The organism is Variovorax sp. GW821-FHT09B05 (genome assembly GCF_059418265.1).
This window is the reverse complement of the sequence record NZ_JBWKPN010000012.1, coordinates 48569-74338: the sequence shown is the minus strand read 5'-3', so window position 1 is coordinate 74338 and position 25770 is coordinate 48569. Positions and strand designations below refer to the sequence as shown.

The 25770-nt window shown below is 70.5% G+C and carries 24 protein-coding genes; 19 read left to right on the top strand and 5 right to left on the bottom strand.

Features of this window, described 5'->3' with window-relative positions:
• Window positions 1-6: 6 nt before the first annotated feature.
• The 5 genes from ruvX to AC07RM_RS27760 all read left to right on the top strand — a co-directional run bounded on the left by ruvX (window position 7) and on the right by AC07RM_RS27760 (window position 4145).
• Complete coding sequence (gene ruvX / locus AC07RM_RS27780) at window positions 7-447, top strand: Holliday junction resolvase RuvX (RefSeq protein WP_495336612.1); 441 nt, start codon at window positions 7-9, stop codon at window positions 445-447.
• Window positions 444-950 (top strand): bifunctional pyr operon transcriptional regulator/uracil phosphoribosyltransferase PyrR, encoded by a 507-nt coding sequence (gene pyrR / locus AC07RM_RS27775; RefSeq protein WP_093347898.1) that lies wholly within the window; start codon window positions 444-446, stop codon window positions 948-950. Before ruvX ends, pyrR begins: the two co-directional genes overlap by 4 nt.
• A gap of 3 nt (window positions 951-953) precedes the next feature.
• Window positions 954-1916 (top strand): aspartate carbamoyltransferase catalytic subunit, encoded by a 963-nt coding sequence (locus tag AC07RM_RS27770; RefSeq protein WP_208508678.1) that lies wholly within the window; start codon window positions 954-956, stop codon window positions 1914-1916.
• A 139-nt stretch (window positions 1917-2055) separates the two neighbouring features.
• Complete coding sequence (locus AC07RM_RS27765) at window positions 2056-3342, top strand: dihydroorotase (protein ID WP_495336611.1); 1287 nt, start codon at window positions 2056-2058, stop codon at window positions 3340-3342.
• A 56-nt stretch (window positions 3343-3398) separates the two neighbouring features.
• A complete protein-coding gene (locus tag AC07RM_RS27760) occupies window positions 3399-4145 on the top strand; it encodes a lysophospholipid acyltransferase family protein (protein WP_208508680.1) in 747 nt (248 codons plus the stop codon).
• Window positions 4146-4153: 8 nt separating this feature from the next.
• On the opposite strand, the gene AC07RM_RS27755 is transcribed toward AC07RM_RS27760, so the two are convergent.
• Window positions 4154-5104: a universal stress protein gene (locus AC07RM_RS27755; protein ID WP_495336610.1), complete on the bottom strand. Its 951-nt coding sequence runs from the start codon at window positions 5102-5104 to the stop codon at window positions 4154-4156.
• A 577-nt stretch (window positions 5105-5681) separates the two neighbouring features.
• Window positions 5682-6488, bottom strand: coding sequence for an IclR family transcriptional regulator (locus tag AC07RM_RS27750; protein ID WP_093347885.1), 807 nt, complete (start codon window positions 6486-6488; stop codon window positions 5682-5684).
• Window positions 6489-6673: 185 nt separating this feature from the next.
• On the opposite strand from AC07RM_RS27750, the gene AC07RM_RS27745 reads away from it, so the two are divergent.
• The 10 genes from AC07RM_RS27745 (at window position 6674) to AC07RM_RS27700 (ending at window position 17853) form a co-directional block, all read left to right on the top strand.
• Entirely contained in the window at window positions 6674-8431 is a 1758-nt protein-coding gene (locus AC07RM_RS27745) for an FAD-dependent oxidoreductase (protein WP_495336609.1), read from the top strand.
• A gap of 47 nt (window positions 8432-8478) precedes the next feature.
• The gene (locus tag AC07RM_RS27740) at window positions 8479-9255 is read left to right on the top strand and encodes an SDR family NAD(P)-dependent oxidoreductase (RefSeq protein ID WP_093347879.1); all 777 of its coding nucleotides are present in this window, start codon (window positions 8479-8481) and stop codon (window positions 9253-9255) included.
• A 52-nt stretch (window positions 9256-9307) separates the two neighbouring features.
• Entirely contained in the window at window positions 9308-10507 is a 1200-nt protein-coding gene (locus AC07RM_RS27735; RefSeq protein WP_495336608.1) for an ABC transporter substrate-binding protein, read from the top strand.
• Between the two features lie 70 nt (window positions 10508-10577).
• The gene (locus tag AC07RM_RS27730; protein WP_495336607.1) at window positions 10578-11501 is read left to right on the top strand and encodes a branched-chain amino acid ABC transporter permease; all 924 of its coding nucleotides are present in this window, start codon (window positions 10578-10580) and stop codon (window positions 11499-11501) included.
• The gene (locus AC07RM_RS27725; protein ID WP_495336606.1) at window positions 11498-13297 is read left to right on the top strand and encodes a branched-chain amino acid ABC transporter ATP-binding protein/permease; all 1800 of its coding nucleotides are present in this window, start codon (window positions 11498-11500) and stop codon (window positions 13295-13297) included. Before AC07RM_RS27730 ends, AC07RM_RS27725 begins: the two co-directional genes overlap by 4 nt.
• 20 nt (window positions 13298-13317) lie before the next feature.
• Entirely contained in the window at window positions 13318-14028 is a 711-nt protein-coding gene (locus AC07RM_RS27720; protein WP_495336605.1) for an ABC transporter ATP-binding protein, read from the top strand.
• A 32-nt stretch (window positions 14029-14060) separates the two neighbouring features.
• Complete coding sequence (locus tag AC07RM_RS27715; RefSeq protein ID WP_495336604.1) at window positions 14061-15038, top strand: MBL fold metallo-hydrolase; 978 nt, start codon at window positions 14061-14063, stop codon at window positions 15036-15038.
• Window position 15039: 1 nt separating this feature from the next.
• Window positions 15040-15960 (top strand): DMT family transporter, encoded by a 921-nt coding sequence (locus AC07RM_RS27710; RefSeq protein WP_256222733.1) that lies wholly within the window; start codon window positions 15040-15042, stop codon window positions 15958-15960.
• Window positions 15961-15967: 7 nt separating this feature from the next.
• A complete protein-coding gene (locus AC07RM_RS27705) occupies window positions 15968-17152 on the top strand; it encodes an NADH:flavin oxidoreductase/NADH oxidase (RefSeq protein WP_495336603.1) in 1185 nt (394 codons plus the stop codon).
• Complete coding sequence (locus tag AC07RM_RS27700; protein WP_495336602.1) at window positions 17149-17853, top strand: EthD domain-containing protein; 705 nt, start codon at window positions 17149-17151, stop codon at window positions 17851-17853. The genes AC07RM_RS27705 and AC07RM_RS27700 overlap by 4 nt, the downstream gene beginning before the upstream one ends.
• On the opposite strand, the gene AC07RM_RS27695 is transcribed toward AC07RM_RS27700, so the two are convergent.
• Window positions 17816-18988, bottom strand: coding sequence for a CaiB/BaiF CoA transferase family protein (locus AC07RM_RS27695; protein WP_495336601.1), 1173 nt, complete (start codon window positions 18986-18988; stop codon window positions 17816-17818). The genes AC07RM_RS27700 and AC07RM_RS27695 overlap by 38 nt on opposite strands.
• Window positions 18989-19000: 12 nt before the next feature.
• The gene (locus AC07RM_RS27690) at window positions 19001-20005 is read right to left on the bottom strand and encodes a YhdH/YhfP family quinone oxidoreductase (protein WP_495336600.1); all 1005 of its coding nucleotides are present in this window, start codon (window positions 20003-20005) and stop codon (window positions 19001-19003) included.
• A gap of 119 nt (window positions 20006-20124) precedes the next feature.
• Between AC07RM_RS27690 and AC07RM_RS27685 the strand changes: the two genes are divergently transcribed.
• Window positions 20125-21357, top strand: a complete 1233-nt coding sequence (locus tag AC07RM_RS27685; RefSeq protein ID WP_495336599.1) for an acyl-CoA dehydrogenase family protein — start codon at window positions 20125-20127, stop codon at window positions 21355-21357.
• 4 nt (window positions 21358-21361) lie between these two features.
• Here the strand turns inward: AC07RM_RS27685 and AC07RM_RS27680 are convergent, their stop codons facing one another.
• The gene (locus AC07RM_RS27680) at window positions 21362-22519 is read right to left on the bottom strand and encodes a CaiB/BaiF CoA transferase family protein (RefSeq protein ID WP_495336709.1); all 1158 of its coding nucleotides are present in this window, start codon (window positions 22517-22519) and stop codon (window positions 21362-21364) included.
• A 235-nt stretch (window positions 22520-22754) separates the two neighbouring features.
• Between AC07RM_RS27680 and AC07RM_RS27675 the strand changes: the two genes are divergently transcribed.
• Genes AC07RM_RS27675 through AC07RM_RS27665 form a run of 3 tightly spaced genes read left to right on the top strand, consistent with a single transcriptional unit; the run spans window position 22755 to window position 25770 of the window.
• Window positions 22755-23564: an IclR family transcriptional regulator gene (locus AC07RM_RS27675; RefSeq protein WP_495336598.1), complete on the top strand. Its 810-nt coding sequence runs from the start codon at window positions 22755-22757 to the stop codon at window positions 23562-23564.
• A 24-nt stretch (window positions 23565-23588) separates the two neighbouring features.
• The gene (locus AC07RM_RS27670; RefSeq protein ID WP_296781773.1) at window positions 23589-24749 is read left to right on the top strand and encodes an acyl-CoA dehydrogenase family protein; all 1161 of its coding nucleotides are present in this window, start codon (window positions 23589-23591) and stop codon (window positions 24747-24749) included.
• Between the two features lie 40 nt (window positions 24750-24789).
• Window positions 24790-25770 (top strand): Bug family tripartite tricarboxylate transporter substrate binding protein, encoded by a 981-nt coding sequence (locus tag AC07RM_RS27665; protein ID WP_495336597.1) that lies wholly within the window; start codon window positions 24790-24792, stop codon window positions 25768-25770.

Below are 25770 nucleotides of genomic sequence, written 5' to 3'. Positions count from 1 at the left end.
ACGGCCATGCCTGACGCGCCAGCTTCCGCTTCCAGCCCCGTTCCCCCTCCCGTTCCCGCCCATTTCCAGAGCTTCCTGGCCTTCGATTTCGGCCAGAAGCGCACCGGCGTGGCGAGCGGCAACCGGCTGCTGCGCAGCGCCACGCCGCAGGCCACCATCAAGGCCGAGGGCGCCGATGCCCGCTTCGCGCAGGTCGAGGCGCGCATCCGCGAGTGGCAGCCCGATGCGCTGGTGGTGGGCGTGCCCTTCCATCCCGACGGCGCCGCGCACGAGAATACCCGGCGCGCGCAGAAGTTCGCGCGCCAGCTGCGCGGCCGTTTCAACCTGCAGGTGTTCGAGGTCGACGAGCGCTACAGCACCACCGAGGCGCTCTCCCAGGGCGCGCGCGATGCCGATGCCGCCTCGGCCTGCATCATCCTGGAGCAATTCTTGAGGAGTCTTCCGTGAGTTCCACCCCCGCCATTCCCGACGCCGAGGCGCTCTACACGCAACTGCTGGCCGGCGTCCGCGCGCTGCTGCGCCCCGACACCCGGCTGGTGGGCGTCACCTCGGGCGGCGCCTGGCTGGTCGAGCGGCTGCAGAAGGACCTGGGCCTGGCCGGCGCGCCCGGCGTGATCTCCTCGGCCATGCACCGTGACGACTTCGCGCGCCGCGGCCTCGCGGCCAGCGCGCAGACCGCGTTGCCCTTCGACGTCAACGGCGCCGACGTGCTGCTGCTCGACGACGTGCTCTACACCGGCCGCACCATCCGCGCCGTGCTCAACGAGCTGTTCGACTTCGGCCGCCCGGGCTGCGTGCGCCTGGCCGTGCTGGTCGACCGCGGCGGGCGCGAGCTGCCGGTGGCGGCCGACTTCGCCGCCACCACGCTCGCGCTGCCCCATTCGCAGTCGCTGGCGCTGGCGCGCGCGGACGACGGCGCCTTCAGCCTCCAGGTCGAGGAAAGCAAGTAAGCCATGCTCTACAAGCGCAATCCCCAGCTCAACAAGAACGGCGAGCTCATCCACCTGCTGTCGATCGAGGGCCTGCCCAGGGACATCCTCACCCACATCCTCGACACCGCCGCCAACTTCACGAGCGTGAGCGACCGCGAAGTGAAGAAGGTGCCGCTCTTGCGCGGCAAGAGCGTGTTCAACCTGTTCTTCGAGAACAGCACGCGCACCCGCACCACCTTCGAGATCGCGGCCAAGCGGCTGTCGGCCGACGTCATCAACCTCGACATCGCGCGCTCCTCGGCGAGCAAGGGCGAGTCGCTGCTCGACACCATCGCCAACCTGAGCGCGATGGCGGCCGACCTGTTCGTGGTGCGCCACAGCGAGTCGGGCGCGCCCTACCTGATCGCGCAGCACGTCGCGCCGCACGTGCACGTGGTGAACGCCGGCGACGGCCGCCACGCGCACCCGACGCAGGGGCTGCTCGACATGTACACCATCCGCCACTACAAGAAGGACTTCGCCAACCTCACGGTGGCGATCGTCGGCGACGTGGTGCATTCGCGCGTGGCGCGCTCCGACATCCACGCGCTCACCACGCTGGGCTGCGCCGAGGTGCGCGTGGTCGGCCCCAAGACCCTGGTGCCCGGCGACATGGCCGGCATGGGCGTGCGCGTGTGCCACACGCTCGAGGAGGGCATCAAGGACTGCGACGTGGTCATCATGCTGCGGCTGCAGAACGAGCGCATGAGCGGCGCGATGCTGCCCTCGTCGCAGGAGTTCTTCAAGACCTACGGCCTCACGCCCGAGAAGCTGCAGCTCGCCAAGCCCGACGCCATCGTGATGCATCCGGGCCCGATCAACCGCGGCGTCGAGATCGACTCGGCCGTGGTCGATGGCCGGCAGAGCGTCATCCTCCCGCAGGTCACCTTCGGCATCGCCGTGCGGATGGCAGTAATGAGCATCGTCGCAGGTAACGAAGCATAGACATGTTGCTCGCCCCCAGTCTTCGCGCACTTCGTGTCGCTTCGCCAACCCCCTACCGGGGGCAACACCAGTGGCCCGGCGAAGCCGGTTCCACGGTGTTTCCCGACCAGGCCATGACCGTCACCGGACGTACAGACGCATGAACATCCACATCACCAACGGCCGCGTGGTCGACCCCGCGTCGGGCACCGACGAGAAGGCCGACGTCGCCGTCGCCGACGGAAAGATCGCCGGCATCGGCAACAGCATCCCCGCCGGCTTCAAGGCCGAGCGCACCCTCGACGCCAGCGGTTGCATCGTCGCGCCCGGCCTGGTCGACCTCGCCGCGCGGCTGCGCGAGCCCGGCTACGAGCACGAGGGCATGCTCGAGAGCGAGATGGCCGCGGCCGTGGCCGGCGGCGTCACCAGCCTGGTGTGCCCGCCCGACACCGACCCCGTGCTCGACGAGCCCGGCCTGGTCGAGATGCTGACCTTCCGCGCCGGCAAGCTGCCGGGCGCGCGCCTGTTCCCGCTCGGCGCGCTCACGCGCGGCCTAGCCGGCGGCGTGCTGACCGAGATGGCCGAGCTCACCGAGCGCGGCTGCGTCGGCTTCAGCCAGGCCGACGTGCCGCTGGCCGATACGCAGGTGCTGCAGCGAGCGATGCTCTATGCGAGCACCTTCGGCTACACCGTATGGCTGCGCCCGCAGGACCGCGACCTCGGCAAGGGCGTGGCCGCCAGCGGCGCGCTCGCCACCCGGCTCGGCCTCGCCGGCGTGCCGGTGGCGGCCGAGACCATCGCGATCTTCACCATCGTCGAGCTGATGCGCAGCACCAAGGCGCGCGTGCACCTGTGCCGCCTCTCGAGCGCCGCGGGGCTCGCGCTGGTGCGCGCCGCCAAGGCCGAGGGCCTGCCGCTGAGCTGCGACGTCAGCATCAACTCGCTGCACCTGGCCGACACCGACATCGGCTACTTCGACAGCCGCGCGCGCCTGAGCCCGCCGCTGCGCCAGCAGGGCGACCGCGACGCGCTCTCGGCCGCGCTGGCCGACGGCACCATCGACGCGCTGGTGTCCGACCATACGCCGGTCGAGGCCGATGCCAAGAACTTGCCGTTCGCCGAGAGCGAGCCCGGCGCCACCGGCCTCGAGCTGCTGCTGCCGCTGGCGCTGCAATGGGGCGAGCGCAGCGGCGCGGGCCTCGTGCGCGCGCTCGAGGCGATCACCAGCGCGCCCGCGCGGCTGCTGCCCGCGACCGAAGCCTGCGCCGGCATCGGCCGCCTCGCCGTCGGCGGTCCGGCCGACCTGTGCGTCTTCGATCCGTCGCTCGAATGGCAGGTCACGCCCGAGGCGCTGCGCAGCCAGGGCAAGTACACGCCGTTCGGCGGCTACGCCATGCAGGGCCGTGCGCGCCACACCCTCGTGGCCGGACGCGTGGTCCACGGCTGAGCCGCGTTCCGGCGCGCGACGACGACGACAACAACAGGAAGAAGGCGGTCGGGCCGATGCTGCATTCACTCAAGGCACTGCGCCGGCTGCTGCATGCGATCGCGCATGCGGTCGCCGGCTGGTGGACCATCCGCTTCACCTTCCCGGGCCTCGACCAGGCCGAGCGCAACGCGCGCGTGCAGGCCTGGGCCGCGCGCATGCTCGAGATCATGGGCATCACCTTGCGCGTGCAGGGCACGCCGCCCGCGCACGGGCCGGTGCTCTTGATCTGCAACCACCTCTCGTGGCTCGACATCACGGTGATCCACGCGGCGCGCCACGTGCGCTTCGTGTCGAAGTCCGACGTCAAGCACTGGCCGCTGATCGGCACGCTCTCGAGCGGCGCCGGCACGCTCTACATCGAGCGCGAACGCCGCCGCGACGCGCTGCGCGTGGTGCACCACATGACCGACGCGCTGCGCAACGGCGACATGATCGCGGTGTTCCCCGAGGGCACCACCAGCGACGGCCGCGGCCTGCTGCCGTTCCACGCCAACCTGCTGCAGGCCGCGATCTCCTCGGGCGCGCCCGTGGTGCCGGCCGCGCTGCGCTTTGCCGATGCCGCCACCGGCGAGACCAGCCAGGCGCCGCGCTACATCGACGACGACAACCTCGCCACCTCGCTGTGGAACACGCTGCGCGCGCCGCCGCTCTTGGCCATCGTGCGCTTCGGCGAGCCGCAGTCCTCGTACAGCCGCGAGCGCCGCACCTGGGCGCAGACGCTGCACGAGGACGTGCAGCAACTGCGCCGCGACACGCACTGAGCGGGTCTTCAGCGAGCCGGCTGCAGCGTCCGCGGCATGACGGCCGACGGGCTGTAGCCGCGCCGATCGGTGGGCACCACCAGCACGTCGCCCGTGGCCCAGCACAGCACGCGCTGCGCGACGCTGCCGAAGAAGAAATCGGCGAGCGGATGGGCGCGCCGCTTGCCGACCACGAGCAGCTCGGCGCGCGCGTGCTGCTGCTGCACCGTGGCCTGCCGCGCCGGGTCGCCGCGACCGATGGTCGACAGCACGCGGTTGCGTCGCGCGCTCGATGAATCGGTCAGCGAGAACAGCCGCTCGCGCGCCTGCCGCTGGCAGTCGTGGCGGTAGGTCCTGATGGCGTGGTCCGAGACATCGGCGTAGCGCAGCTTGCTTTCGTGCATGGTGTTGAGCGCATGGAACAGCTCGAGCGCGGCGTTGGCGTCGAGGCCATGGGCCAGGCTCACGAGTTCGTGCGATGCGGGCGTGAAGTCCACCGCCACCAGGATGCGGCCGTAGCGCGGCCGCGCGGCCAGCCGCGTCACGAGCACCGGGCAGCGCAACTGCCGCAGCAGGCGCTCCACCGGCTGGCCCGTGAAGAAGGCGCCGGGCGAACGGTCGCGCTCGTGCCGCAGCACCACGAGGTCGGCATGACGCGACTCGTCCACGATCTGCGCGAGGCCGCCGCTCGATATCGCGACCTGCTTGACCAGCACATCGAAGCGCGCGCCCATGGCGCGGGCCAGGGCCGCGAGCGCGGTGGCCGCTTCGGCGTGCGCGAGCGGTGCGAGGCTCGCGGGCGCGTACATGAGCTTGAGCAGCGCGCCGTGGTCCGCCGCGAGCCGGGCGGCGCGTTCGACAGCGTGCTGGCTGCGTGCCGACAGATCGGTGAGGGCGAGGATGGATTGAAAGCAAGGCGTGCCGGATGTGGCGTTGCCGTCGGGACGCACGTGCTCCCGCTGAACCTGGGGGTGATGCATGACGCACTCCATTCGAACGCGCCCCTGATGACGGGGGCGCAGTCACGCAGGGCGAGGGCCCGGCGGTCGATGGTTTGCGTTGAAGGTGAAGGGAAAGAGGTGGACCGCCGGGCTCAGGAATGTGCGAGCGTTTGCGGGGTCGCTGCCGTCATCCATGCACACGCCGGCATGCAAGCGCCGAAGCGGGGCGGCGCGGCGTGGAGCGACGAGTGAGCATGCATGCGGCGGAGTCTAGGCCGGATGCGGCCGGCACCCGCTCAGTACCCGCACGGCCTTTGCCAGATTGACGGAGGCGCCGTGCACCCTTCCAAAAAAAAGCGCGCCCCGAGGGACGCGCATCGGTGCACGAGGCACCGGAGGAGTAGAGGAAGAGCAAACGTAAAGAGACGAGCGCGGGTCAGAGAATCCCGAAGATCTTGAGACCGATGATCACGGTGATCGGCACGCCGCAGGCCCAGAGGATGAGGCTTTTCATGAAGGTTCTCCTGTGTTGTGAGTGGCTTGCAGATTCACACGCGGCGAGGGCCGCGCATTGCAAGAGAACCGAGGCACCGTGCGTGGGCAGGTGCCTACATCTTCAGCCGCGCGCGGCGGGCGCCTCGGGCGGCACGTAGCCGAGCCGGCGCGAGATCTCGAGCGCGCAGGCGCGCAGCGGCACCGCCACGCGGCCTTCCCAGTCGCTGTCGAAGGTGGCCTCGGGGCCCATCGCGGTGATGCCCAGCACGATGTTGTGCGTCGAGTCGAACACCGGCGCGCAGAAGGCGTCGATGCCCGGGATCGGCTGGCCCAAGGTGCGCGACATGCCGTGCATGCGCGTCTCCACCAGCAGCGCCTCGAGCTGCGACTGCGACAGCTCCTCGGTGCCGCGGCCGCCGGCCGGGCCGCGCAGGCGCGCGAGGTCGTCCACCATCATCTTCTCGACCACCTTGGGCGGCAGGTAGGCCGCGAACAGCCGGCCCGTGGCCGTGTAGGCCAGCGACATCACGGTGCCGGTGCGCAGGTTCACGTGCAGCGGGTGGATCGGTTCCTCGAGCCGCACCACGGTCGGCCCGAAGTTGCCCCAGACGGCGACCGCGATGCTCTGCTCGGTTTCCGAGGCCAGCGCCTCGATCAGCGGCGAGGCCTCCTTGATCGGGTCGAGCCGCTGCAGCTTGGCCAGCCCGAGCTGCAGCGCCAGCGGGCCCAGCTCGTAGCGGCCCGCGCTGTCCTGCACCACGAAGCCGACCTTGAGAAAGCTCACCAGGTACGGATGGGCCTTGCCCACCGGCACGCCGGCGGCCTTGCCGAGGTCGCGCAAGGCCATGGGCGCGACATGCCGCCCGAGGGCGACGAGCAGCTGGGTTCCTATTTCGACGGATTGGATGCCACGTCTCGGCTTTTCCATGGGGCGCCCGGCGTGGGGGTTGAGAGTGGGGGCGAGTATAGCCATCAGGGTTTCTACTGATATTGTCGTGTTCAATCGACGATGACTGATCATCTGATAGTAACTAAACGACTTGACCATATCAATGTCGCTGCCTAAACTTCGCGGCAACTTAAGTCCTACAGAAACAAGGCAGACAGGCAGAGATGGAACAGAACACGTTGGAATGCGATGTGCTCGTCGTCGGCAGCGGCGCCTCGGGCATGGCGACCGCGATCACGGCGGCGTCGCAGGGTTTGAAGGTGCTGGTGGTCGAGAAGGAACCGCGCTTCGGCGGCACCACCGCGCGTTCGGGCGGCTGGCTGTGGATTCCGGGCACGCGCCTGGCCACGGAGCAGGGCATCCACGAGCCGGCCGGCGCCGCGCTCGACTACATGAAGCACGAGACCACCACCCACTTCGATGCGGCGCGCGTGAGCGCCTTCCTCGAGATGGGCCCGAAGGCGATCGACTTCTTCACGCGCAACACCTGCGTGCAGTTCGACATGCCGCCGGTGTTCCCCGACTACCACGCCGAGGCGCCCGGCGGCCAGCCGGGCGGGCGCTCGATGGTCACGCGCCCCTTCGACGGCCGCGAGCTCGGTCCGCGCATCAAGCAGCTCGCGCCGCCGCTGCCGGAGCTCACGGTGTTCGGGATGATGTTGGGCTCGGGCCCCGAGATCAAACACTTCATGCGGGCCTTCAAGTCGCCGACCTCGTTCTGGTACGTGACCAAGCGGCTGAGCCGGCACTTCCTCGACGTGCTGCGCCATGGCCGCGGCATGACCCTGACCAACGGCAACGCGCTCGCGGGCCGGCTCGCCAAGGCCGCGATGGACCAGAACATTCCCGTGTGGCTCTCCTCGCCCGTGAAGAAGCTCGTGGTCGAGTACGACGGCGTCTCGGGCGCGGTGGTGCAGCACGAGGGCAAGAGCGTGCGCGTGGTGGCCAAGCGCGGTGTGGTGCTGGCCTGCGGCGGCTTCCCCTACGACGTCGAGCGCCGCAAGCAGCTGTTCCCACATGCGCCCACCGGCAAGGAGCACTACTCGCCTTCGCCTTCGACCAACACCGGCGACGGCCTGCGGCTGGCCGAGGCGGTCGGCGGCCGCGTCGACGGCACCATCCCGCATGCCGCGGCCTGGGTGCCGGCCTCGGTCACCACCCGGCCCGACGGCACGAAGGGCGTGATGCCGCACTTCATCGACCGCGCCAAGCCCGGCGTGATCGCGGTCACGCCCAAGGGCAAGCGCTTCGCCAACGAGGGCAACTCGTACCACGACTTCGTGCAGGCGATGGTCAAGGCCTGCGCCGGCGAGCCCGAGGTCACGGCCTGGCTGCTGTGCGACCACAAGGCGCTGCGCGACTACGGCCTGGGTTGCGTGGCGCCGGCGCCGCTGCCGATCGGCCGGCACCTGAAGAGCGGCTACCTCAAGCACGGCGCCAGCATCGGCGAGCTCGCGCAGCAGATCGGCATCGCGCCCGAGGTGCTCGAGGCCACGGTGAAGGAGTTCAACGACAGCGCGCGCACCGGCGAGGACCCGCTGTTCGGCAAGGGCAGCAAGGCCTACAACCGCTACCAGGGCGACGCCAACGTCACGCCCAACCCCTGCGTCGCGCCGCTGGAGCACGGCCCCTACTACGCGATCAGGCTCGTGGTCGGCGACATCGGCACCTTCGCCGGCCTGGTGGTCGACGAGAAGACCCGCGTGCTCGACGTCAACCGCCAGCCGATCAAGGGCCTCTACGCGGTCGGCAACGACGCGGCCAGCGTGATGGGCGGCAACTACCCGGGCGCCGGCATCACGCTCGGCCCGGCGCTGACCTTCGGCTACGTCGCGGGCCTGCAGGTGGCGCAGGGCGCCACGGCCGCCGCCACGCTGCAGGTCGAACAGCGCGAGGCCGTGCCCGTGCGCCGCACCGCCTGAGACCTCTTCCCTTCAACCACCCACATTCATCAGAAGGAACCTTTCCGATGGCCTTTCCTCCCCACGTCGCGCCGCGCCTGCTCGAAGGCCGCCTCGCGCTGATCACCGGCGCCGGCCAGGGCAACGGCCGCGCGCTCGCGCTGGGCCTGGCGCAGGCCGGCGCGCGCGTCGTCGTCACCGACATGAACGAGGCCACCGTGGGCGAGACCGCGCAGCTGGTGCGCGACGAAGGCGGCCAGGCCTGGTCCTTCGTGCTCGACGTGACCTCGCCCGAGGCCTGCCATGCGCTGGCGGTGCGCGTGGGCGACGAGATCGGCGCCATCGACCTGCTGGTGAACAACGCCGGCATCATCATCCGCGAGGGCACGGCCAGCCCCAATGCCGCGGCCAACTGGAAGAAGACGCTCGACGTCAACGTGCACGGCACCTTCAACGTCACCCACGCCTGGCTCGGCGCGATCAAGGCCACGAAGGGCGCGGTGATCAACATCGCCTCGATCGCCGCCTACGCGGGGCAGGGCGCGAGCCTCGGCTACTCGCCCTCGAAGGGCGCGATCAAGATGTTCACCCAGTCGCTCGCGCAGGAGCTCGCGCCCTTCGGCGTGCGCGTCAACGCGCTCGCGCCCGGCGTGATCGAGACGCCGATGACCGCGGCCACGCGCGAGAACCCGCAGCGCCTCGAATCCTTCATGACGCGCATCCCGATGGGCCGCGTCGGCCAGACCGAGGACCTCGTGGGCCCGGTGATCTTCCTCGCGAGCGACATGTCGCGCTACGTCACCGGCATCACGCTGCCGGTGGACGGCGGCTTCCTCGCGGTCTGAGCCTTCCGCCGCTTTTCGCTTTCCCGACCGTCAATCCTCCAGGAGACAAAGAATGAAGACCTTCCGTCTGTACAAGACCTTGCTCGCGAGCGCCGCCTTCTGCGCGTTCGCCGCCGGTGCCTCGGCGCAGGACATCAAGCTCGGCTACAACGGCGACCTCTCGGCCTCGCCCTCGGCGCAGAGCGGCCAGGCCGCGGTGCTCGGCATGGAAGCCGCGATCGCCGACCTCAATGCCGCCGGCGGCGTGCTCGGCCGCAAGTTCACGCTGGTCACGCGCGACGACGTGTCGGCGCCGCCCAAGTCGATCCAGAACATGAGCGACCTGATCGACAACGAGAAGGTGGTGGCGGTGTTCGGCCCCACCAACTCGGGCAACGCCATGGCCTGGAAGCACATCGCCAACCAGAAGAAGATCCCGGTGCTGGGCAACGTGGGCTCGGGCACCGACATCACCAAGCCGATGAGCGCGGGCGCCGACAACTACATGTTCCGCGTCTCGATGGTCGACCGCGAGCAGGTCGCGGCGCTGATGGCCTATGTGAAGAAGAACACCGCCGCCTCGAAGGTGGTGGGCCTGATGGCCGAGACCACCGGCTACGGCCAGGGCGGCCTCAAGGACATGGAGGAGATCGCCAAGCTGCAGGACATCAAGATCGCGGCCACCGAGCGCTTCGGCGTCGGCGACACCGACATGACCTCGCAGCTGTCGAAGATGAAGGCCGCCAACGTCGACACCGTGGTGGTGTGGGCGCAGGGCACGCCGATCGCGCAGCTGGTGCGCAGCATGGAGAAGATCAACTACTTCCCGCTGACGCTGACCTCCTGGGCCGCCGACAACATCACCTTCTACGACGCGGCCGGCAAGGCGCTGGCCGAGAAGCCGATCTTCATGCGCACCGTGAGCGAGACCCGCACGCCCGCGCAGCAGAAGCTCTTCGACCGCATCGGCAGCAAGCTCAAGGCGCCCGGTTCGTTCTCGTTCGCGCTGCATGGCTACGACTCGGTGCTGCTGCTGGCGCAGGCGATGAAGCAGGCCAACGGCACCGACGGCGCCGCCGTGCGCGCCGCGCTGGAAGACCTCAAGACCCCGGTGCAGGGCGTGCTCAAGACCTACGAGAAGCCCTTCAGCAAGACCAACCACGAGGCGCTGACCGCCAAGGACCTGGTCTGGATCCGCTGGAAGGACGGCAAGCTGCTGCCCTACAGCGACGCGCTGATCCAGGGCCTGAACGCGGCCGACTTCAAGCAGTAAGAGCAAAAAAGGAAGCGAGGCCGGCGCGCCCGCGCGGCGCCCGGCCTCGCCTCGCAACGGAGATACACACATGGTTGAAGCGCTCCTGCAGGCGCTCATCAGCGGGCTCGCCGTCGGCGGTGCCTATGCGCTGGTGGCACTGGGATTCAGCATCACGTTCACCACCACCAAGACGCTGAACTTCTCGCACGGCGAGTTCGTCTCGGCCGGCGCCTTCATCGGCATGAGCGCCCTGTTCCTGGTCCTGGGCAAGCCGCTGGCCTCCACCACCTTCGGCGATGCCGTGCCCGGCGCCGGCGCGCAGCTGTTCGCGCTGCTGGCGGCGCTCGGCGTGATGGGCCTGCTGGGCTGGCTGCTCTACGTGCTCGGCGTGCGGCCGTTCGCGGGCCGCCCCGGCATGGCCTGGGTGATGAGCACGCTGGGCTTCGGCGTGATCCTGCAGAGCGTGGGGCTCGCGATCTGGGGCCCGAAGCCGGTGGTGGTGCCCGCGCCCGTGGGCGACACCGTGATCCGCATGTTCGGCGTCGGCGTGCGGCCGCAGGAACTGCTGACCCTGGGCGTGGCCGTGGTCGTGATGTTCGGCTTCGACCGCGTGATGAACCGCACCATGGTCGGCAAGGCCATGCGCGCGGTGGCGCAGAACGGCAACGTGGCCAGCCTCATGGGCATCAACACCAACGCCGTGATGATCGGCGCCTTCGTCGTCAGCTCGGCGCTGGCGGGCCTGTCGGGCTTCCTGCTCGCGCCGATCGCGCAGGCCTCGCTGTTCATGGGGCTCACCGTAGGCCTCAAGGGCTTCTCGGGCGCGATGATCGGCGGCCTCAGCAATCCGCGCGGCTGCGTCATCGGCGGCTTCCTGCTCGGCGTGCTCGAGTCGATGGTCAATCTCTGGCAGGCGCAGTGGCGCGAGGTGGCGGTGTTCGCGCTCGTGATCCTGGTGCTGGCCTTCCGGCCCACGGGCCTGTTCGGCAGCCGCGCGGTGGAGAAGGTATGAAGCGCCTGGTCCATCCCCTGGTCGTGGTGGCGGTCGCCGCGGCGCTGATCGGCATCGTCTCGCTGTTCGGCAACGACTACTACCTGCGCATCGCCTTCATGATGTGCGTCTACTACCTGTGCGCGGCCGGCATGAACGTGCTGGTCGGCTATGCGGGACAGAAATCGCTGGGCCAGGCCGGCCTGTTCGCGGCCGGCGCCTACGGCGTCGCGCTGCTGACCTCGCGCACCGACATGGACCCCTGGCTCGCGCTGCTGCTCGCGGCCGTGATCTCGGGCCTGTGCGGCGTGCTGATCGCGCTGCCCTCGCTGCGCGTGAAGGGCCCCTACCTCGCGATGGTCACACTGGCCTTTGGCATCGTGGTCGAGAAGCTGGTCGGCGAATGGACCGAGGTGTTCGGCGGCGCGCAGGGCATCTACGGCATCCGCCCGCTGACCTGGAAGGGCGCGCCGCTCGACACCACGCAGTGGGTGGTGCTGGGCATCGTGCTGAGCGCCGCGCTGCACCTGCTGCTGCGCAACCTGCTGCAGGGCCGCTTCGGCCGCGCGCTGCTGTCGCTGCAGGCCGACGAGATCGCCTCGTCATCGGTGGGCGTGCGCGTCTACCGCGCCAAGGTCATGGCCTTCGTGGTCGCGGCCGTCACCTGCGGCATCGCGGGCGCGCTGGTGGCGCAGCAGAACCAGTACATCAACTCCGACTTCATCACCTTCCACCTGTCGATCTTCATCCTGCTGCTGGTGCTGTTCGGCGGCGCGGGCTCGATGTACGGACCGATCGTGGGCGCGGTGCTGCTCACGCTGACCGACGCGCTGCTCGCGCGCTGGCCCTCGGCGCAGCACTTCCTCTACGGCTTCCTGCTGCTGTTCGCGCTCTACGTGATGCCCGGCGGCGTGGTGGGGCTGGTCGACAAGTGGGTCAGCCGCTCGCGCCACCGCGGCGAGGGCGCCGGCGGCCAGGGCGTGCCGGGGCAGATCGGCCCGGGCGGCGAGGGCGAGCTGCTGGTGGTGCAGGGCGTGACCAAGTCCTATGGCGGCGTGAAGCCCGCGCAGGACGTGTCGTTCAGCCTGCAGCGCGGCCACATCCATGCGCTGATCGGGCCCAACGGCGCGGGCAAGAGCACCATGATCAACATGCTCACGGGTGTGATCCAGCCCGATGCCGGCGCGATCCGCTTCCTCGGCGAGAACATCGTGGGCCGGCCCGCGCACACCATCTGCTGCCTCGGCATGGGCCGCACCTTCCAGAACCTGCGGCTGTTCGCCGAGCTCTCGGTGCTCGACAACGTGATGCTCGGTCGGCACAGCCGCATGAGCAACGGCTTCCTGTCCTCGCTCGTGGCCTGGCCCACGGCCGGCAAGCAGGAACGCGAGACGCGCGAGCGCGCGCTGCAGCTGCTCGACCTGGTCGGCCTCGGCCACCTCGCGCACTGGCCCGCGGGCAGCCTGCCCTACGGCCTGCAGCGGCGCGTGGAGCTGGCGCGCGCGCTGGCCACCGAGCCGCAGCTGCTGCTGCTCGACGAACCGGCGGCCGGCCTCAATCCCCAGGAGACCGCCGAGCTCGGCGAGCTGCTGCTGCGCATCGGCAAGTGCGGCGTCTCGATCCTGATGGTCGAGCACCACATGGACCTGGTGATGTCGATCTCGGACCACGTCATCGTGCTCGACTACGGCATCAAGATCGCCGAGGGCCGGCCGGCCGAGGTGCAGGCCAATCCGCGCGTGGTCGAGGCCTACCTGGGCGTCGACGACGACGAGGCCGATCGCGCGCCGCACGGCCTGCAGCCGCAGCCCGCCTGAGCGAAAGGACCCACACCATCATGTTGAAGATCGAATCGGTGAAGGTCTCGTACGGCGCCATCGAGGCCGTCAAGGGCGTGAGCCTCGAAGTGCGCGCGGGCGAGGTCGTCACCATCATCGGCGCCAACGGCGCCGGCAAGAGCACCCTGCTCAAGAGCATCGTCGGCCTCGAGCCCGTGGCCCAGGGCCGCGTGCTGATCGACGGCAAGGACTGCACGCAGGTGCCTTCGCACCAGCGCGTGGGCCTGGGCGTGGCGCTGTCGCCCGAGGGGCGCGGCGTGTTCCCCGACCAGAGCGTGCGCGAGAACCTGATGCTCGGCGCCTACTCGCGCCGCGCCGACAAGGCCTTCGTCGACAACGCCATCGAGCGCGAGTTCGCGCGCTTCCCGCGCCTGAAGGAACGCCAGCACCAGCCCGCGGGCACCCTGTCGGGCGGCGAGCAGCAGATGCTGGCGATCGCGCGCGCGCTCATGAGCGATCCCCGGCTGCTGCTGCTCGACGAGCCCTCGCTGGGCCTCGCGCCGCTGATCATCAAGGACATCTTCGATGCCATCCGCCAGCTGCGCAGCTCGGGCCTCACCATCCTGCTGGTGGAGCAGATGGCCAAGCAGGCGCTCGGCGTGGCCGACCGCGCCTACGTGCTCGAGACCGGCTGCATCACGCTCGAGGGCTCCGGCCGCGAGCTGCTCGACAACCCCAAGGTGAAGTCGGCCTACCTCGGCACGCACTGACCCCAACGTCCAACCCTTCCCAAGGAAACCCAATGACCGCACCCGCCACCAAGAAATTCGCCAGCCAGGCCGACCTCGAGGAGAAGAAGGTCTCGTTCACGCGCCTCTCGGAGAACGCCTATGCCTACACGGCCGAGGGCGACCCGAACACCGGCATCTTCATCGGCGACGAGGCCGTGATGGTGGTCGACACCCAGGCCACGCCCGCGATGGCGCAGGACGTGATCCGCCGCATCCGCGAGGTCACGCCGCTGCCGATCAAGTACGTGCTGCTGTCGCACTACCACGCGGTGCGCGTGCTCGGCGCCTCGGCCTATTTCAAGGAAGGCGCCGAGCAGATCATCGCCAGCCGCGACACCTACGACCTGATCGTCGAGCGCGGCGAACAGGACAAGGCCAGCGAGATCGGCCGCTTCCCGCGCCTGTTCCGCAACGTCGAGTCGGTGCCGCCGGGCCTGACCTGGCCCACCATGACCTTCGACGGCACCATGAGCGTGTGGCTCGGCAAGAAGCTCGAGGTGAAGATCGCGCAGGTCGGCCGCGGCCACACCAAGGGCGACACCATCGCCTACCTGGAAGACCAGAAGATCTGCTTCGCGGGCGACCTGGTCGAATACCAGAGCACCGCCTACGCGGGCGACTGCTACTTCCGCGACTGGCCCACCACGCTCGATCGCCTGGCCGGCTTCGGTTTCGAGAAGCTGGTGCCGGGCCGCGGCGCCGCGCTCGAGAACGCCGCCGACGTGCGAAAGGCCATCGCCTCCACGCGCGCCTTCATCTCCGACGTCTACACGCTGGTCAACAACGGCGTGGCGCAGGACAAGACGCTCAACGTCATCTACAAGGAGACCGTGGCCGCGCTGCGCCCGACCTACGGCCACTGGGTGATCTTCGACCACTGCATGCCCTTCGACGTGACGCGCGCCTACGACGAGGCCACCGGCCACGTGCATCCGCGCATCTGGACCGCGGAGCGCGACATCGAGATGTGGAACGCGCTGGAAAGCTGAGGTGAAGCGCAGCGCGGCCGCGCCGGTCGCCACGCCGGCCTCGGTGCAGGGCTGGATGCTGCTGGCCATGGTGCTGTGGGGCGTCAACGTCTCGGCCGTGAAGGCGCTCACCGCCTCCTTCGAGGCGCTGCCGCTGGCGGCGCTGCGCATGGCGGTGGCCTGCGTCGCGCTCAGCGCCGTCGTGCTGTGGCGGCGCGGCGGGCTGCCGTTGCTCGGCGCGCGCCAGCTGGCCGCGATGGCCGGCTGCGCCTTCCTCATGGTGTATGCCAACCAGATCCTGTTCGCGCACGGCCTGCAGCGCTCCACCGCCACCAACGGCGCGCTGATCATGGCGCTGAGCCCGCTGGTGTCGGCGCTGATGGCCGCGCTGGTGTTCCGCGAGCCGCTCACGCCGCGCCGCCTGCTCGGCGTGGCGCTGGGCTTCGCGGGCGTGGCGGCCGTGGTGCTGAGCCATCCGGGCGCCACGCTCTCGCACGCCGGCCTCGGCGACCTGATGCTCGCGCTGTCGGTGATCAGCTTCGCGGTCGGCGGCGTCGGCGTGCAGCGGCTCGCGCGGCAGCTCGATCCGCTGTCGATGAGCTGGGTCATCTACCTGATCGGCACCGCGATGCTGATCGTGCATGCCGCGCTCGGGCCCTCGCCGCTGGGCGCGGCGCAGCTCTTTCCGGGCGCGTGGCCCTGGGTGCTGGTGCTGTTCTCGGGCGTGGCCGCCACCGCGGCCGGCAACCTGATCTGGAACCGCTCCATCTCCGTCATCGGCATCGCGCGCACCGCCGTGTTCCTCTACTGGGTGCCGGTGTTCGGCGTCGGCTTCGCGGCGCTGCTGCTGGGCGAGACGCTGACCGTCTGGCACCTGTTCGGCTTCGCCGCCGTGATGGGCGGCACCTGGCTCGGCACGCGGCCGGCCAGGCCTTCTTCCTGAATCATCCATGTCCGATCCGCTTCCCCTGCTGTTCCAGCCGCTGCGCCTGCGCGGGCTCGAGCTGTCCAACCGCGTCGTGATCTCGCCCATGTGCCAGCACGCGGCCGAGCGCGGCCATGCCACGCCCTGGCACCTGGTGCACCTGGGCAAGTTCGCGCTCGGCGGCGCCGCGCTGATCCTCACCGAGAGCACGGCGGTCGATCCGCGCGGGCGCATCGGCACCGCCGACCTCGGCCTGTGGAAGGACAGCCAGGTCGCGCCGCTCAAGGCCGTGGTCGATTTCGTGCACGCGCAGGGCGGCGCCATCGGCGTGCAGCTCGCGCATGCGGGCCGCAAGTCGGGCAGCGAGCCGCTGTGGGAAGGCGGCGCGGCCTTGAGCGCACAGACCATGGCGGCCGACGAGGAGCCCTGGGAGCGCCTGGGCCCGAGCGCGCTCGCGGCCGGCCCGGGCTGGTCGGCGCCGCGCGCGCTAGGCCTCGACGAGATCGAGGCCGTGGTGCAGCGCTTCGTCGATGCCGCGCGGCGCGCCGACGAGGCGGGCTTCGACGTGGTCGAGCTGCACTTCGGCCACGGCTATCTGGTCGCGAGCTTCCTCTCGCCCAATGCCAACCGGCGCGACGACGCCTATGGCGGCAGCCGCGACAAGCGCATGGCGCTCGCGCTCGAGATCGCGCGCCGCGTGCGCGCCGCCTGGCCCGAACACAAGCCGCTGTTCTGCCGGCTGTCGGCGGTCGACGGCACGCTCGACGGCTGGAGTCTCGACGACTCGGTGGCGCTGTCGCGCGCGCTCAGTGACTGCGGCGTCGACGTCATCGACTGCTCCTCGGGCGGCCTCACCGAGGAAACGCGTGCCTTGCCCGTGCCGCGCGGCCTGGGCTTCCAGGTGCCGTTCTCGGCGCGCATCCGGCGTGAGGCCGGCGTGACCACGCAGGCCGTGGGAATGATCGTCGACGCGCGCCAGGCCGAGGCCGTGCTCGCCGCCGGCGATGCCGACCTGGTCGCGCTGGGCCGCGAGGCGCTATTCGATCCCTACTGGGCCCACCACGCCGCCGCCGAGCTCGGCGTCGACCCCGCCTACCGGCGCTGGCCCGTGCGCCACGGCGTGTGGCTCGCCAAGCGCGCGCCGGGCCTCGCACGCGCGCGGGCCGAGGCGGCCGCCGCATCCAACGACAAGGAGACACCCGCACCATGACCGACGCCACGATTCCTTTGCGTATGGGCCTGATCCGCAAGAAGCCCGACTGGACCGACGAGGCCTTCCGCCACCACTGGCGCCACAGCCACGGCCCGCTGGTCGCGCAACTACCCACCTTGCGCAGCTATCGCCAGAACCTCGTGACCGACCGGCTGCAGCGCGGCATCGACTTCGCGCGCGGCCCGTGGGACTTCGACGGCTTCTCGCAACTGGGTTTCGATGTCGCGGCGCAGGCGAACGCCGCTTTCACCGACGGCGAGCTCGCCGCGCGCATCCGCGAGGACGAGCGCCATTTCCTCGGCGGCCTGCACATCGTGGGCGTCGCGCAGAGCACCGTCATCGCGCCGCCGGCCGGGCCGCACCGCCTGCTCAAGCGCATCTCGACACTGCGCCGCCGCACCGACATCTCCGAGGACGACTTCCGCCGCGAGTGGAAGGTGCATGCCGACCATGTGCGCCGGATGCCCGGCGTGGGCGGCTACCGCCAGAATGTCGTGACCGCGCGCGAGTTCGACAAGGGCACGCCCTGCGGCTACGAGACCCTGCCGATCGACGGCATCGTCGAGCTGTGGTTCGAGAACACGGACACCTTGAACGCCGCCTTCGGCTCGGCGCAGGGGCAGCGCACGATGGCGCATGCGAAGAGTTTCCTGGCGGAGATCACGGCGTTCGTGGTGGAGGAGCACCGGGTGGTGTGAGGCCGTCGCGGCCGAGGGCCGACAGGCGCGGATCCGCGGGATCGAAACCCCAGTCGCGCAAGGCCTCGTCGCCACCGCCGCGCGCGTCGGCCGGCGCGCGGCCCGCGACGCTCGCGGTGCGCGAGAAGCGTGGCGCCGGCGCGGGCTGCTGCACGCCACCGACCGGCACGAAGCTCTCGCGCGCCACGTGGTGCGCATGGCCCGGCACTTCGCCGAGCGACAGCACGGGCGTCACGCAGGCCTCGGTGCCGTCGAAGACCGCGCACCACGCATCGCGCGTGCGCGTGGCGAAGAGGGCGGCGAACCGGCGCCGCGTTTCGGGCCAGGCAGCGCGGTCGTGCTGCGGCGGCAGCGCATCGGGCGCCAGGCCCAGTCCCGCGAGCAGCGCGGCATAGAACGCAGGCTCGATGGCACCGACCGCCAGGTGCCGGCGGTCGCTCGTCTCGTACACGCCGTAGAACGGGGCGCCGCCGTCGAGCAGGTTGGCCTCGCGGCGGTCCAGCCATTCGCCCGTGGCCACGCGTCCCAGGATCGGCGCCATCAGCAGCAGCGAGCCGTCGACCATCGCCGCGTCGACGACCTGTCCCTGGCCGCTGCCGCGCGCCTCCAGCACGGCGGCCATGACACCGAGCGCCAGCAGCATCGCACCGCCACCGAAGTCGCCGACGAGGTTGAGCGGGGGCACCGGCCTGTCGACCGTGCCGGTGGCATGCAGCGCACCCGTGAGGCCGATGTAGTTGATGTCGTGGCCCACGGCCCGTGCGAGCGGCCCGTGCTGGCCCCAGCCCGTCATGCGGCCGTAGACCAGCGCGGGCGATGCCGCGAGGCAGGCCTCGGGCCCGAGGCCCAGCCGCTCCATCACGCCGGGGCGGTGGCCTTCGAGCAGCACGTGCGCGTTGCGCGCCAGCGCGAGCACGGCATCGCGCGCAGCCGGGTCCTTGAGGTCGGCCGTCACGCTGCGCCGGCCGCGCAGCACCGTCTCGTGCCGCATGTCCCGCGCGATGCCCATGCCGGCCGGCACGGGCCGCACGATGCGCAGCACGTCGGCGCCCATGTCCGCGAGCATCATCGCGGCCCAGGGCACGGGGCCGATGGCGTCGAACTCCAGCACGCGAAGGCCGCGCAGCGGTCCCATGGTCGGGCTCCTTCAGCGCTCGAAATCGACGAGCACGCGGCCCGAGCTCGCGCCGTCGAGCTGCCGCGCGCTGTGTGCCATCAACGCGCCCAGCGGGATGTGCTGCACGTGCGGCAGCACGGCCGCCATGTCGGGTTTCCATTCGGCCGCGAGCTTCGCCCACAGGCGCCGCCGCTGCTCCACGGGCGCATTCGCCACGATGCCGAACAGTTGCGCGCGCCGCATGATGAAGGGCAGCACGCTGCCCTCGTAAGTGTTGCCGGCCGCATTGCCCACCGATGCCACGGCGCCGCCGTCGGCCAGCGAGCGCAGCAGCCACGACAGCATCGGCCCGCCGACGTTGTCGATGGCGGCGGCGAAGCGCGGCTTCTCGAGCGGGCGTTGCGGCGCCTCGAGCACGGCGGCATCGATCACCTCGTGCGCGCCGATGGCGCGCAGCCGCTCTTCCTGCGCCATGCGGCGCGTGATGGCCGCCACGCGATAGCCGGCGCGCGCGAGGATGGCCGTGCCCAGCAGGCCGACCGCACCGCCCGCGCCGCTCATCGCCACGCTGCCCGTGCCGGGGGCGATGCCGAGCTCGATGAAGCGCTCGAGCGCCATCGCAGCCGTGAAGCCGGGCACGCCGATGACGGCCGCCTCGTGCGGCGTGAGCCCTTGCGGCACAGCCTGCACGTGCGCGGCGGGCACGCGCACGCAGGCGGAGAAACCGCCGTCGAACGCGATGCCGGTCTGGAAGCCGTGCACGAGCACGGCCTGGCCGGGCTCGAAGGACGCCACCGATGACGCGAGCACCTCGCCGACCAGCTCGATGCCCGCCACGCGCGGGTACGACGCGATGATCTTCGCGCGGCCGTGCAGCGAGAGGCAGTCCTTGTAGTTCACGCCCGCATAGCGGGTGCGCACCACGACCTCGCCGGCCGACAGATCGTCGAGCCGCAGGGTCTCCAGCCGGCTCTGGACCTGGCCTTCGGCGGTCTGGTGCGTGCGAAGGGCTTCGAATGTCTGGGGAATGGGCATGGGGCCATCTGACCAGCCCCGGACCGCATCCGCAAGCCGGTGTTTCGCCTGTCGAAACACGGCTCGACCGCGCGTGCCACGCGGCGCCACCATGCGTGCCCTCAACAGGAGACCCACCGATGACCACAGGCACCCGCGCCGCCCGACTGTTCGGCGATCACTTTCTCGAACGCCTGCAGCCCGACGAGCAGGCCACCGTCCGACGCGTGCGCGACCTGTGCCGCGACACGCTCGGGCCACAGGCCGACGCTGTCTCGCGCGAGGATCTGTTCGCCTGGGACACCTTCCGCACGCTCGCGCGCGAAGGCGTGATCGCGACCGCGTTCCCGCGCGAGTACGGCGGCACCGATGCGCGCCAGGCGCTGCGCATCCGCCTCATCGAGGAGCTGGGCCGCGTGTGCAGCACCTCGGCCTCGATGATCACGGGCACCGACCTGTCGAGCCGCGCCATCGTCGCGGGCGCGAGCGAGGCGCTGCGCCGCGAGATCGTGCCCGGGCTTTGCACCGGCGAGCTGCAGGCGGCCTTCGCGCTGACCGAGCCCGGCGCGGGCTCCGATGTGCGCGGCCTCTCCACGACGATCCGCCGCGAGGGCGGGCGCTACCTCGTCACGGGCCGCAAGAAGTTCATCACGCGCGCGAGCACGGCCGACTGGTTCGCGGTGGTGGGCCGCGCCGAGGACGATCCCTCGGTGTTCATCGCGGTGCTGATGCCGCGCGACGCCCGGGGCTTTCGCATCGGCGCGGAGGTCGACAAGCTCGGCTGGTTCGGCGTGCCGATCTCTTCGCTCGAATTCGATGCGGTCGAGGTGCCCGCCTCGCACCGCCTCGGCGCGGAGGGCGATGGCTTCTCGCTCGCGCAGGACGCGCTGCTGCGCGCGCGCATCGGGCACGCCGCGATGGCGCTGGGCCGTGCCATCGGCGCGGTCGAGATCGCGAGCCGCTATGCCAGCGACCGCACCGTGTTCGGCAAGCGCGAGGGCGAACATCAAGGCGTGCAGTGGATGCTGGCCGACATGGTCACGCAGATCGAGGCGAGCCGCGCCCTGCTCGCGCTCACGGCCGACAAGTACGACGCGGGCGCGAGCGACGTGTCGATCTTCGCGTCCATGGCCAAGCTGCAGGCCACCGACCTGTGCATGAAGGTCGTGACCGATGCGCTGCAGCTCACGGGCGGGCGCGGCTACCTGCGCGACTTTCCGCTCGAGCGCTTCTTCCGCGATGCCAAGCTCAACCAGATCGGGGAGGGCGCGAGCGAGGTGCACAAGACCGTCATCGGCCGCGATGTGATGCGCCGCGCGCCGCTGGCCGAGCGCAACCCGTGCCTGCGCGACGGGCCGCTCACCGACTACTGAAGGCTCAGATCACCTTCTCCGCGCGCAGCGCATCGAGCGTTGCGGCGTCGAGGCCGAACTCGCCGTAGACCTCGGCGTTGTGCTCGCCGGTGTCGGGCCCCGTGCGCGGGATCGGCAGTTCGCGGCCCGGCACGCGCGGCACCACGCAGGGCGCGGGCAAGCTGCCGTAGTCGGGGTCGGGCAGCCGGATGATCGCTTCGCGCGCGCGATAGTGCGGGTCCTGCTCGATGTCGGCGATGGTGAAGATCTTGCTGAAGGGAATGCCGGCGTCCTCGAGCCGGCGTTCGATGGCGTCGTAGTCGTGCGCGGCGAACCATGCGCCGAGCCCTTCGTCGAGCGTCACGAGGTTCACCACGCGCGCGGGGTTGCTGGCAAAGCGCGGATCGTTCGCCCACTCGGGTTTGTCGACGGCCGCGCACAGCCGCTGGAAGATCGGGTCTGACGACGCGACCACCGAGACATAAATGCCGTCGCGGCTGCGGTACATGTTCGAGGGCGCGGTGTAGCTCGCGCAGTTGCCCGCGGGCATGCGAACCGTGCCGAGCTGCTCATGCTCCACGGGCAGCGGGTCGAGCAGGCGGAACAGCGCCTCGGTGGCGGCCAGGTCCACTTCGCAGCCGAGCGCCTGCGGGTCGCCGCGCAGGCGCGCCATTTCGGAGGCGATGGAGAAGGCGCAGAACAGCCCCGCCACCGCGTCGCCGACCGGGAAATTGCTGTGCAGCGGCGAGCCGCCCGCTTCGCCCGTGAGGTTGGTGAAGCCGCTCATGGCCTCGAAGATGCGCGCGAAGCCCGGCCGCGACTTGTAGGGCCCGGTCTGGCCGAAGCCCGTGAGCCGCACCACCACGAGCCGCGGGTTGGCGCGATGCAGCGTGGCCAGGTCCAGGCCCCAGCGGTCGAGCGTGCCGGTGCGGAAGTTCTCCACCAGCACGTCGAACTGCGTCACCAGCCGAAGCAGCAGCGCGCGGCCGGCGGGCTGGCGCACGTCGAGCGTGATGCCGCGCTTGCCGCGGTTGGCGATCTTCCACCACAGCGCCTTGCCGTCCTTCACGGGCTGCAGGCCGCGCAGCGCGTCGCCACCGCCGGGCAGCTCGAGCTTCACCACCTCGGCGCCCTGGTCGGCGCACAGCGTGGCGCCCAGGGGCGCGGCCAGCACGGTGGCCATGTCGAGGATGCGCACGCCCGAAAGGGCGCCGCGCGCGGGTCGTCGTTGGGTGTCGTCGGGGGAATGCAAACGTGGCTCCAAGGCCGGGGCGAAGGGCTCCGGGTTCGAGCCGGTTTTGCCAGACGCCACGCGGGCCAACAATGGCTGTTTCGCACAGCGAAACACCCTCCGCGTTTCATTGACGCCCCATTTCGAACGGCCAATCATGCCCACACCACCGCGCTCCTCCTCACGCATGACAAGCATCGCGCTCCCGGGTCTCGTCGATCCGCACGACCTCACCGCCGACCGCCAGTTCTCGATGAACCTGGCGCGCGGCATGGAGGTGCTGCGCGTGTTCACCAGCGCCGACCCGGTGCTCGGCAACCGCGAGATCTCGGACCGCAGCGGCCTGCCCAAGCCCACGGTCTCGCGCATCACCTACACGCTCACCTTGCTCGGCTACCTGAGCCGCGACGGCGCCACGCAGAAATACAGGCTCGGGCCCGGCGTGCTGTCGCTGGGCTACCCCTTGCTGGCCAGCATGCAGGTGCGCCAGGTCGCGCGGCCCATCATGGAAAGGCTGGCGCGAGAGACGGGCTGCTCGGTGAACCTGGGCATGCGCGACCGTTCCGACGTGGTGTACGTCGACACCATCCGCACCGACAACACCAACACCCACATGCCCGACATCGGCAGCACGCGCCCGCTGCTCGCCGCGGCGATCGGCCGCGCGCTGATGCTGGCCTGCACCGCGCCGGAACGCTCGGCCATCCTCAACCGGCTGCGGCTGCAGGACGCGACCCTGTTCCAACAATTGCGCCCCGCGTGGGAAGCCGACCAGAAGCTCTTTGCCGCGCGCGGCTTCTGCCACTCGCGCGGCGACTGGAAGAAGGACATCCACGCCGTCGCCGTGCCCGTGCGCGTGCCGCCGCGCGAAACGCCGCTGGCGATGAACTGCACGCTCGCCACCTACCGCTCGCCCGGCGAGCGCATGGAACGCAAGGTCGCGCCGCTGCTGCTCGATGCCGTGCGCCAGCTCGAAACCGCGCAAGGCCTGCGCTGAACCAGAAACCGGAACCCCGAACCCATGATCCGCAGCCCCGACAAATTCAACGCCCTGCTCGCCGAAGTCCGCGACTTCATCCGCAACGAGTGCATGCCCATCGAGGCCGAGGTCGACCGCGACGACCTCATCCCCGAGCCCGTGGTCGAGCGCATGCGCGCGCTGGGCCTGTTCGGCCACAGCATTCCCGAGCAGTACGGCGGCGCGGGCCTCACGAGCGAGGAGCTGTCGCTGGTGAACATGGAGGTCTCGCAGGCCGCCACCACCTTCCGCGCGCGCTTCGGCGGCAACACGGGCATCGCGTCCGAGTCGCTGGTGGTCGACGGCACGCCCGAGCAGAAGCAGCGCTGGCTGCCCGAGCTGGCCAGCGGCCGCCTCACGGGCTGCTTCGCGCTCACCGAGCCCGAGGCCGGTTCCGATGCCACCGCGCAGCAGACCGTGGCCGTGCGCGATGGCGACCACTACCGCATCACGGGCCGCAAGTGCTTCATCACCAATGCGCCCATTGCCGGCCTGTTCACCGTGTTCGCGCGCACCGACCCGCAGGCCAGGGGCGCGGCCGGCATCACGGCCTTCCTGGTCGAGCGCGACACGCCCGGCCTCTCGGCGCCCGCGGGCTATCGCAAGATGGGCCAGCACGGCTCGCCGGTCGGCGAGGTGATCCTCGAAGGCTGCCGCGTGCACGCATCGGCCATCGTCGGTGGCGTGCCGGGCCTGGGCTTCAAGACGGCGATGAAGGCGCTGAACAAGCAGCGCATCAACCTCGCGGGGCTGTGCATCGGGCCGGCCATCCGGCTGGTCGACGAGATGGTGGCGCGCGCCGCATCGCGCCGGCAGTTCGGCCAGGCCATCGGCGAGTTCCAGCTGGTGCAGCAGATGATCGCCGAGAGCAACACCGAAGTGCACGCCGCCCGCGCGCTGCTGCTGGAGACGGCGCGCAAGCGCGACGACGGCGCCGACGTGACCATGGAGGCCTCGATGTGCAAGCTGTTCGCCTCCGAGATGTGCGGCCGCGTGGCCGACCGTGCGGTGCAGGTCTTCGGCGGCGCCGGCTACATCAACGACAACGTGGCCGAGCGCTTCTACCGCGACGTGCGGCTGTTCCGCCTCTACGAAGGCACGAGCCAGATCCACCTCACCAACATCGCGCGCCGCACCATGGCACGAGCCGGGCACCAGACCTGAGGCGGCGGCGCGCGCCAGCCATCATCAACGGAGACAACCCATGACCCTCAAAGGCACCCTGCTGGCCGCGCTCTTCGCCGTCCAGTCCCTCGCACTGACCGCGCCCGCGTTCGCGCAGGGCAACTACCCGAGCAAGCCGATCCGCATCATCGTGCCGTTCACCGCCGGGGGCGTGGTCGACTCGATCGCGCGGCTGGTGGGCGAGCGGCTGTCGGCCAAGTACGGCCAGCCCGTCATCGTCGAGAACCGGACCGGTGCCGGCGGCTCGATCGGCACCGACTACGTGGCCAAGGCCGCGCCCGACGGCTACACGCTGCTGTGCGTGAGTCCCGGCCACGCGGTGACGCCGAGCCTGATCAAGGGCGTGGCGTGGAATCCCGTGCGCGACTTCCGCGCCATCGAGGGCTTCGGCGTGATCCCCAACGTGTTCGTGGTGCCGACCGAGGTGCCGGCGAAGACCATGGCGGAGCTGGTCGCGATGGCGAAGAAGGCCAATCCGCCGCTGACCTATGCGACGGCCGGCGTGGGCACGTCGAACCATCTGTCGGGCGAGCTGCTGGCGCAGAGCGCGGAGATCAAGCTCACGCACGTGCCCTATCGCGGCCAGCCCGATGCGCTCGGCGATCTGCTCGCGGGCCGCGTGACGATGATGCCGCTCACCGTGGCGCTGGCCGTGCCGCACATCAAGGCCGGCAAGCTGCGGCCGCTGGCCGTGACCACGAGCAAGCGTTCCAGCGCCTTGCCCGACACGCCCACGGTGGCGGAGGCCGCGGGCCTGAAGGGCTACGACGTGGGCACGTGGTTCGGCTTCGTCGCGCCGGTGAAGACGCCCGATGCCATCGTCGCCAGGCTGTCGGCCGACGTAGCCGAGATCCTGGCCGATCCCGCGATGAAGCCCAAGCTCGACGTGCTCGGCCTCGAGGTGGCGCCGCAGGGCCCCAAGCAGTTCGACGCCTTCATCGCGAGCGAATACGACAAGTGGAGCAAGGTCATCAAGACGGCGGGTATCGAGGCGCAATGA

Coding starts and splice junctions, on each gene's coding strand:
- AC07RM_RS27685 (WP_495336599.1), top strand. CDS start 20,125: ATGACCACAGGCACCCGCGCCGCCCGACTGTTCGGCGATCACTTTCTC.
- AC07RM_RS27670 (WP_296781773.1), top strand. CDS start 23,589: ATGATCCGCAGCCCCGACAAATTCAACGCCCTGCTCGCCGAAGTCCGC.
- AC07RM_RS27700 (WP_495336602.1), top strand. CDS start 17,149: ATGACCGACGCCACGATTCCTTTGCGTATGGGCCTGATCCGCAAGAAG.
- AC07RM_RS27705 (WP_495336603.1), top strand. CDS start 15,968: ATGTCCGATCCGCTTCCCCTGCTGTTCCAGCCGCTGCGCCTGCGCGGG.
- AC07RM_RS27690 (WP_495336600.1), bottom strand. CDS start 20,005: ATGCCCATTCCCCAGACATTCGAAGCCCTTCGCACGCACCAGACCGCC.
- AC07RM_RS27745 (WP_495336609.1), top strand. CDS start 6,674: ATGGAACAGAACACGTTGGAATGCGATGTGCTCGTCGTCGGCAGCGGC.
- ruvX (WP_495336612.1), top strand. CDS start 7: ATGCCTGACGCGCCAGCTTCCGCTTCCAGCCCCGTTCCCCCTCCCGTT.
- AC07RM_RS27755 (WP_495336610.1), bottom strand. CDS start 5,104: ATGCATCACCCCCAGGTTCAGCGGGAGCACGTGCGTCCCGACGGCAAC.
- AC07RM_RS27765 (WP_495336611.1), top strand. CDS start 2,056: ATGAACATCCACATCACCAACGGCCGCGTGGTCGACCCCGCGTCGGGC.
- AC07RM_RS27675 (WP_495336598.1), top strand. CDS start 22,755: ATGACAAGCATCGCGCTCCCGGGTCTCGTCGATCCGCACGACCTCACC.
- AC07RM_RS27720 (WP_495336605.1), top strand. CDS start 13,318: ATGTTGAAGATCGAATCGGTGAAGGTCTCGTACGGCGCCATCGAGGCC.
- AC07RM_RS27760 (WP_208508680.1), top strand. CDS start 3,399: ATGCTGCATTCACTCAAGGCACTGCGCCGGCTGCTGCATGCGATCGCG.
- AC07RM_RS27740 (WP_093347879.1), top strand. CDS start 8,479: ATGGCCTTTCCTCCCCACGTCGCGCCGCGCCTGCTCGAAGGCCGCCTC.
- AC07RM_RS27725 (WP_495336606.1), top strand. CDS start 11,498: ATGAAGCGCCTGGTCCATCCCCTGGTCGTGGTGGCGGTCGCCGCGGCG.
- AC07RM_RS27735 (WP_495336608.1), top strand. CDS start 9,308: ATGAAGACCTTCCGTCTGTACAAGACCTTGCTCGCGAGCGCCGCCTTC.
- AC07RM_RS27695 (WP_495336601.1), bottom strand. CDS start 18,988: ATGGGACCGCTGCGCGGCCTTCGCGTGCTGGAGTTCGACGCCATCGGC.
- AC07RM_RS27715 (WP_495336604.1), top strand. CDS start 14,061: ATGACCGCACCCGCCACCAAGAAATTCGCCAGCCAGGCCGACCTCGAG.
- AC07RM_RS27770 (WP_208508678.1), top strand. CDS start 954: ATGCTCTACAAGCGCAATCCCCAGCTCAACAAGAACGGCGAGCTCATC.
- AC07RM_RS27750 (WP_093347885.1), bottom strand. CDS start 6,488: ATGGAAAAGCCGAGACGTGGCATCCAATCCGTCGAAATAGGAACCCAG.
- AC07RM_RS27730 (WP_495336607.1), top strand. CDS start 10,578: ATGGTTGAAGCGCTCCTGCAGGCGCTCATCAGCGGGCTCGCCGTCGGC.
- AC07RM_RS27680 (WP_495336709.1), bottom strand. CDS start 22,519: ATGGCCACCGTGCTGGCCGCGCCCCTGGGCGCCACGCTGTGCGCCGAC.
- AC07RM_RS27665 (WP_495336597.1), top strand. CDS start 24,790: ATGACCCTCAAAGGCACCCTGCTGGCCGCGCTCTTCGCCGTCCAGTCC.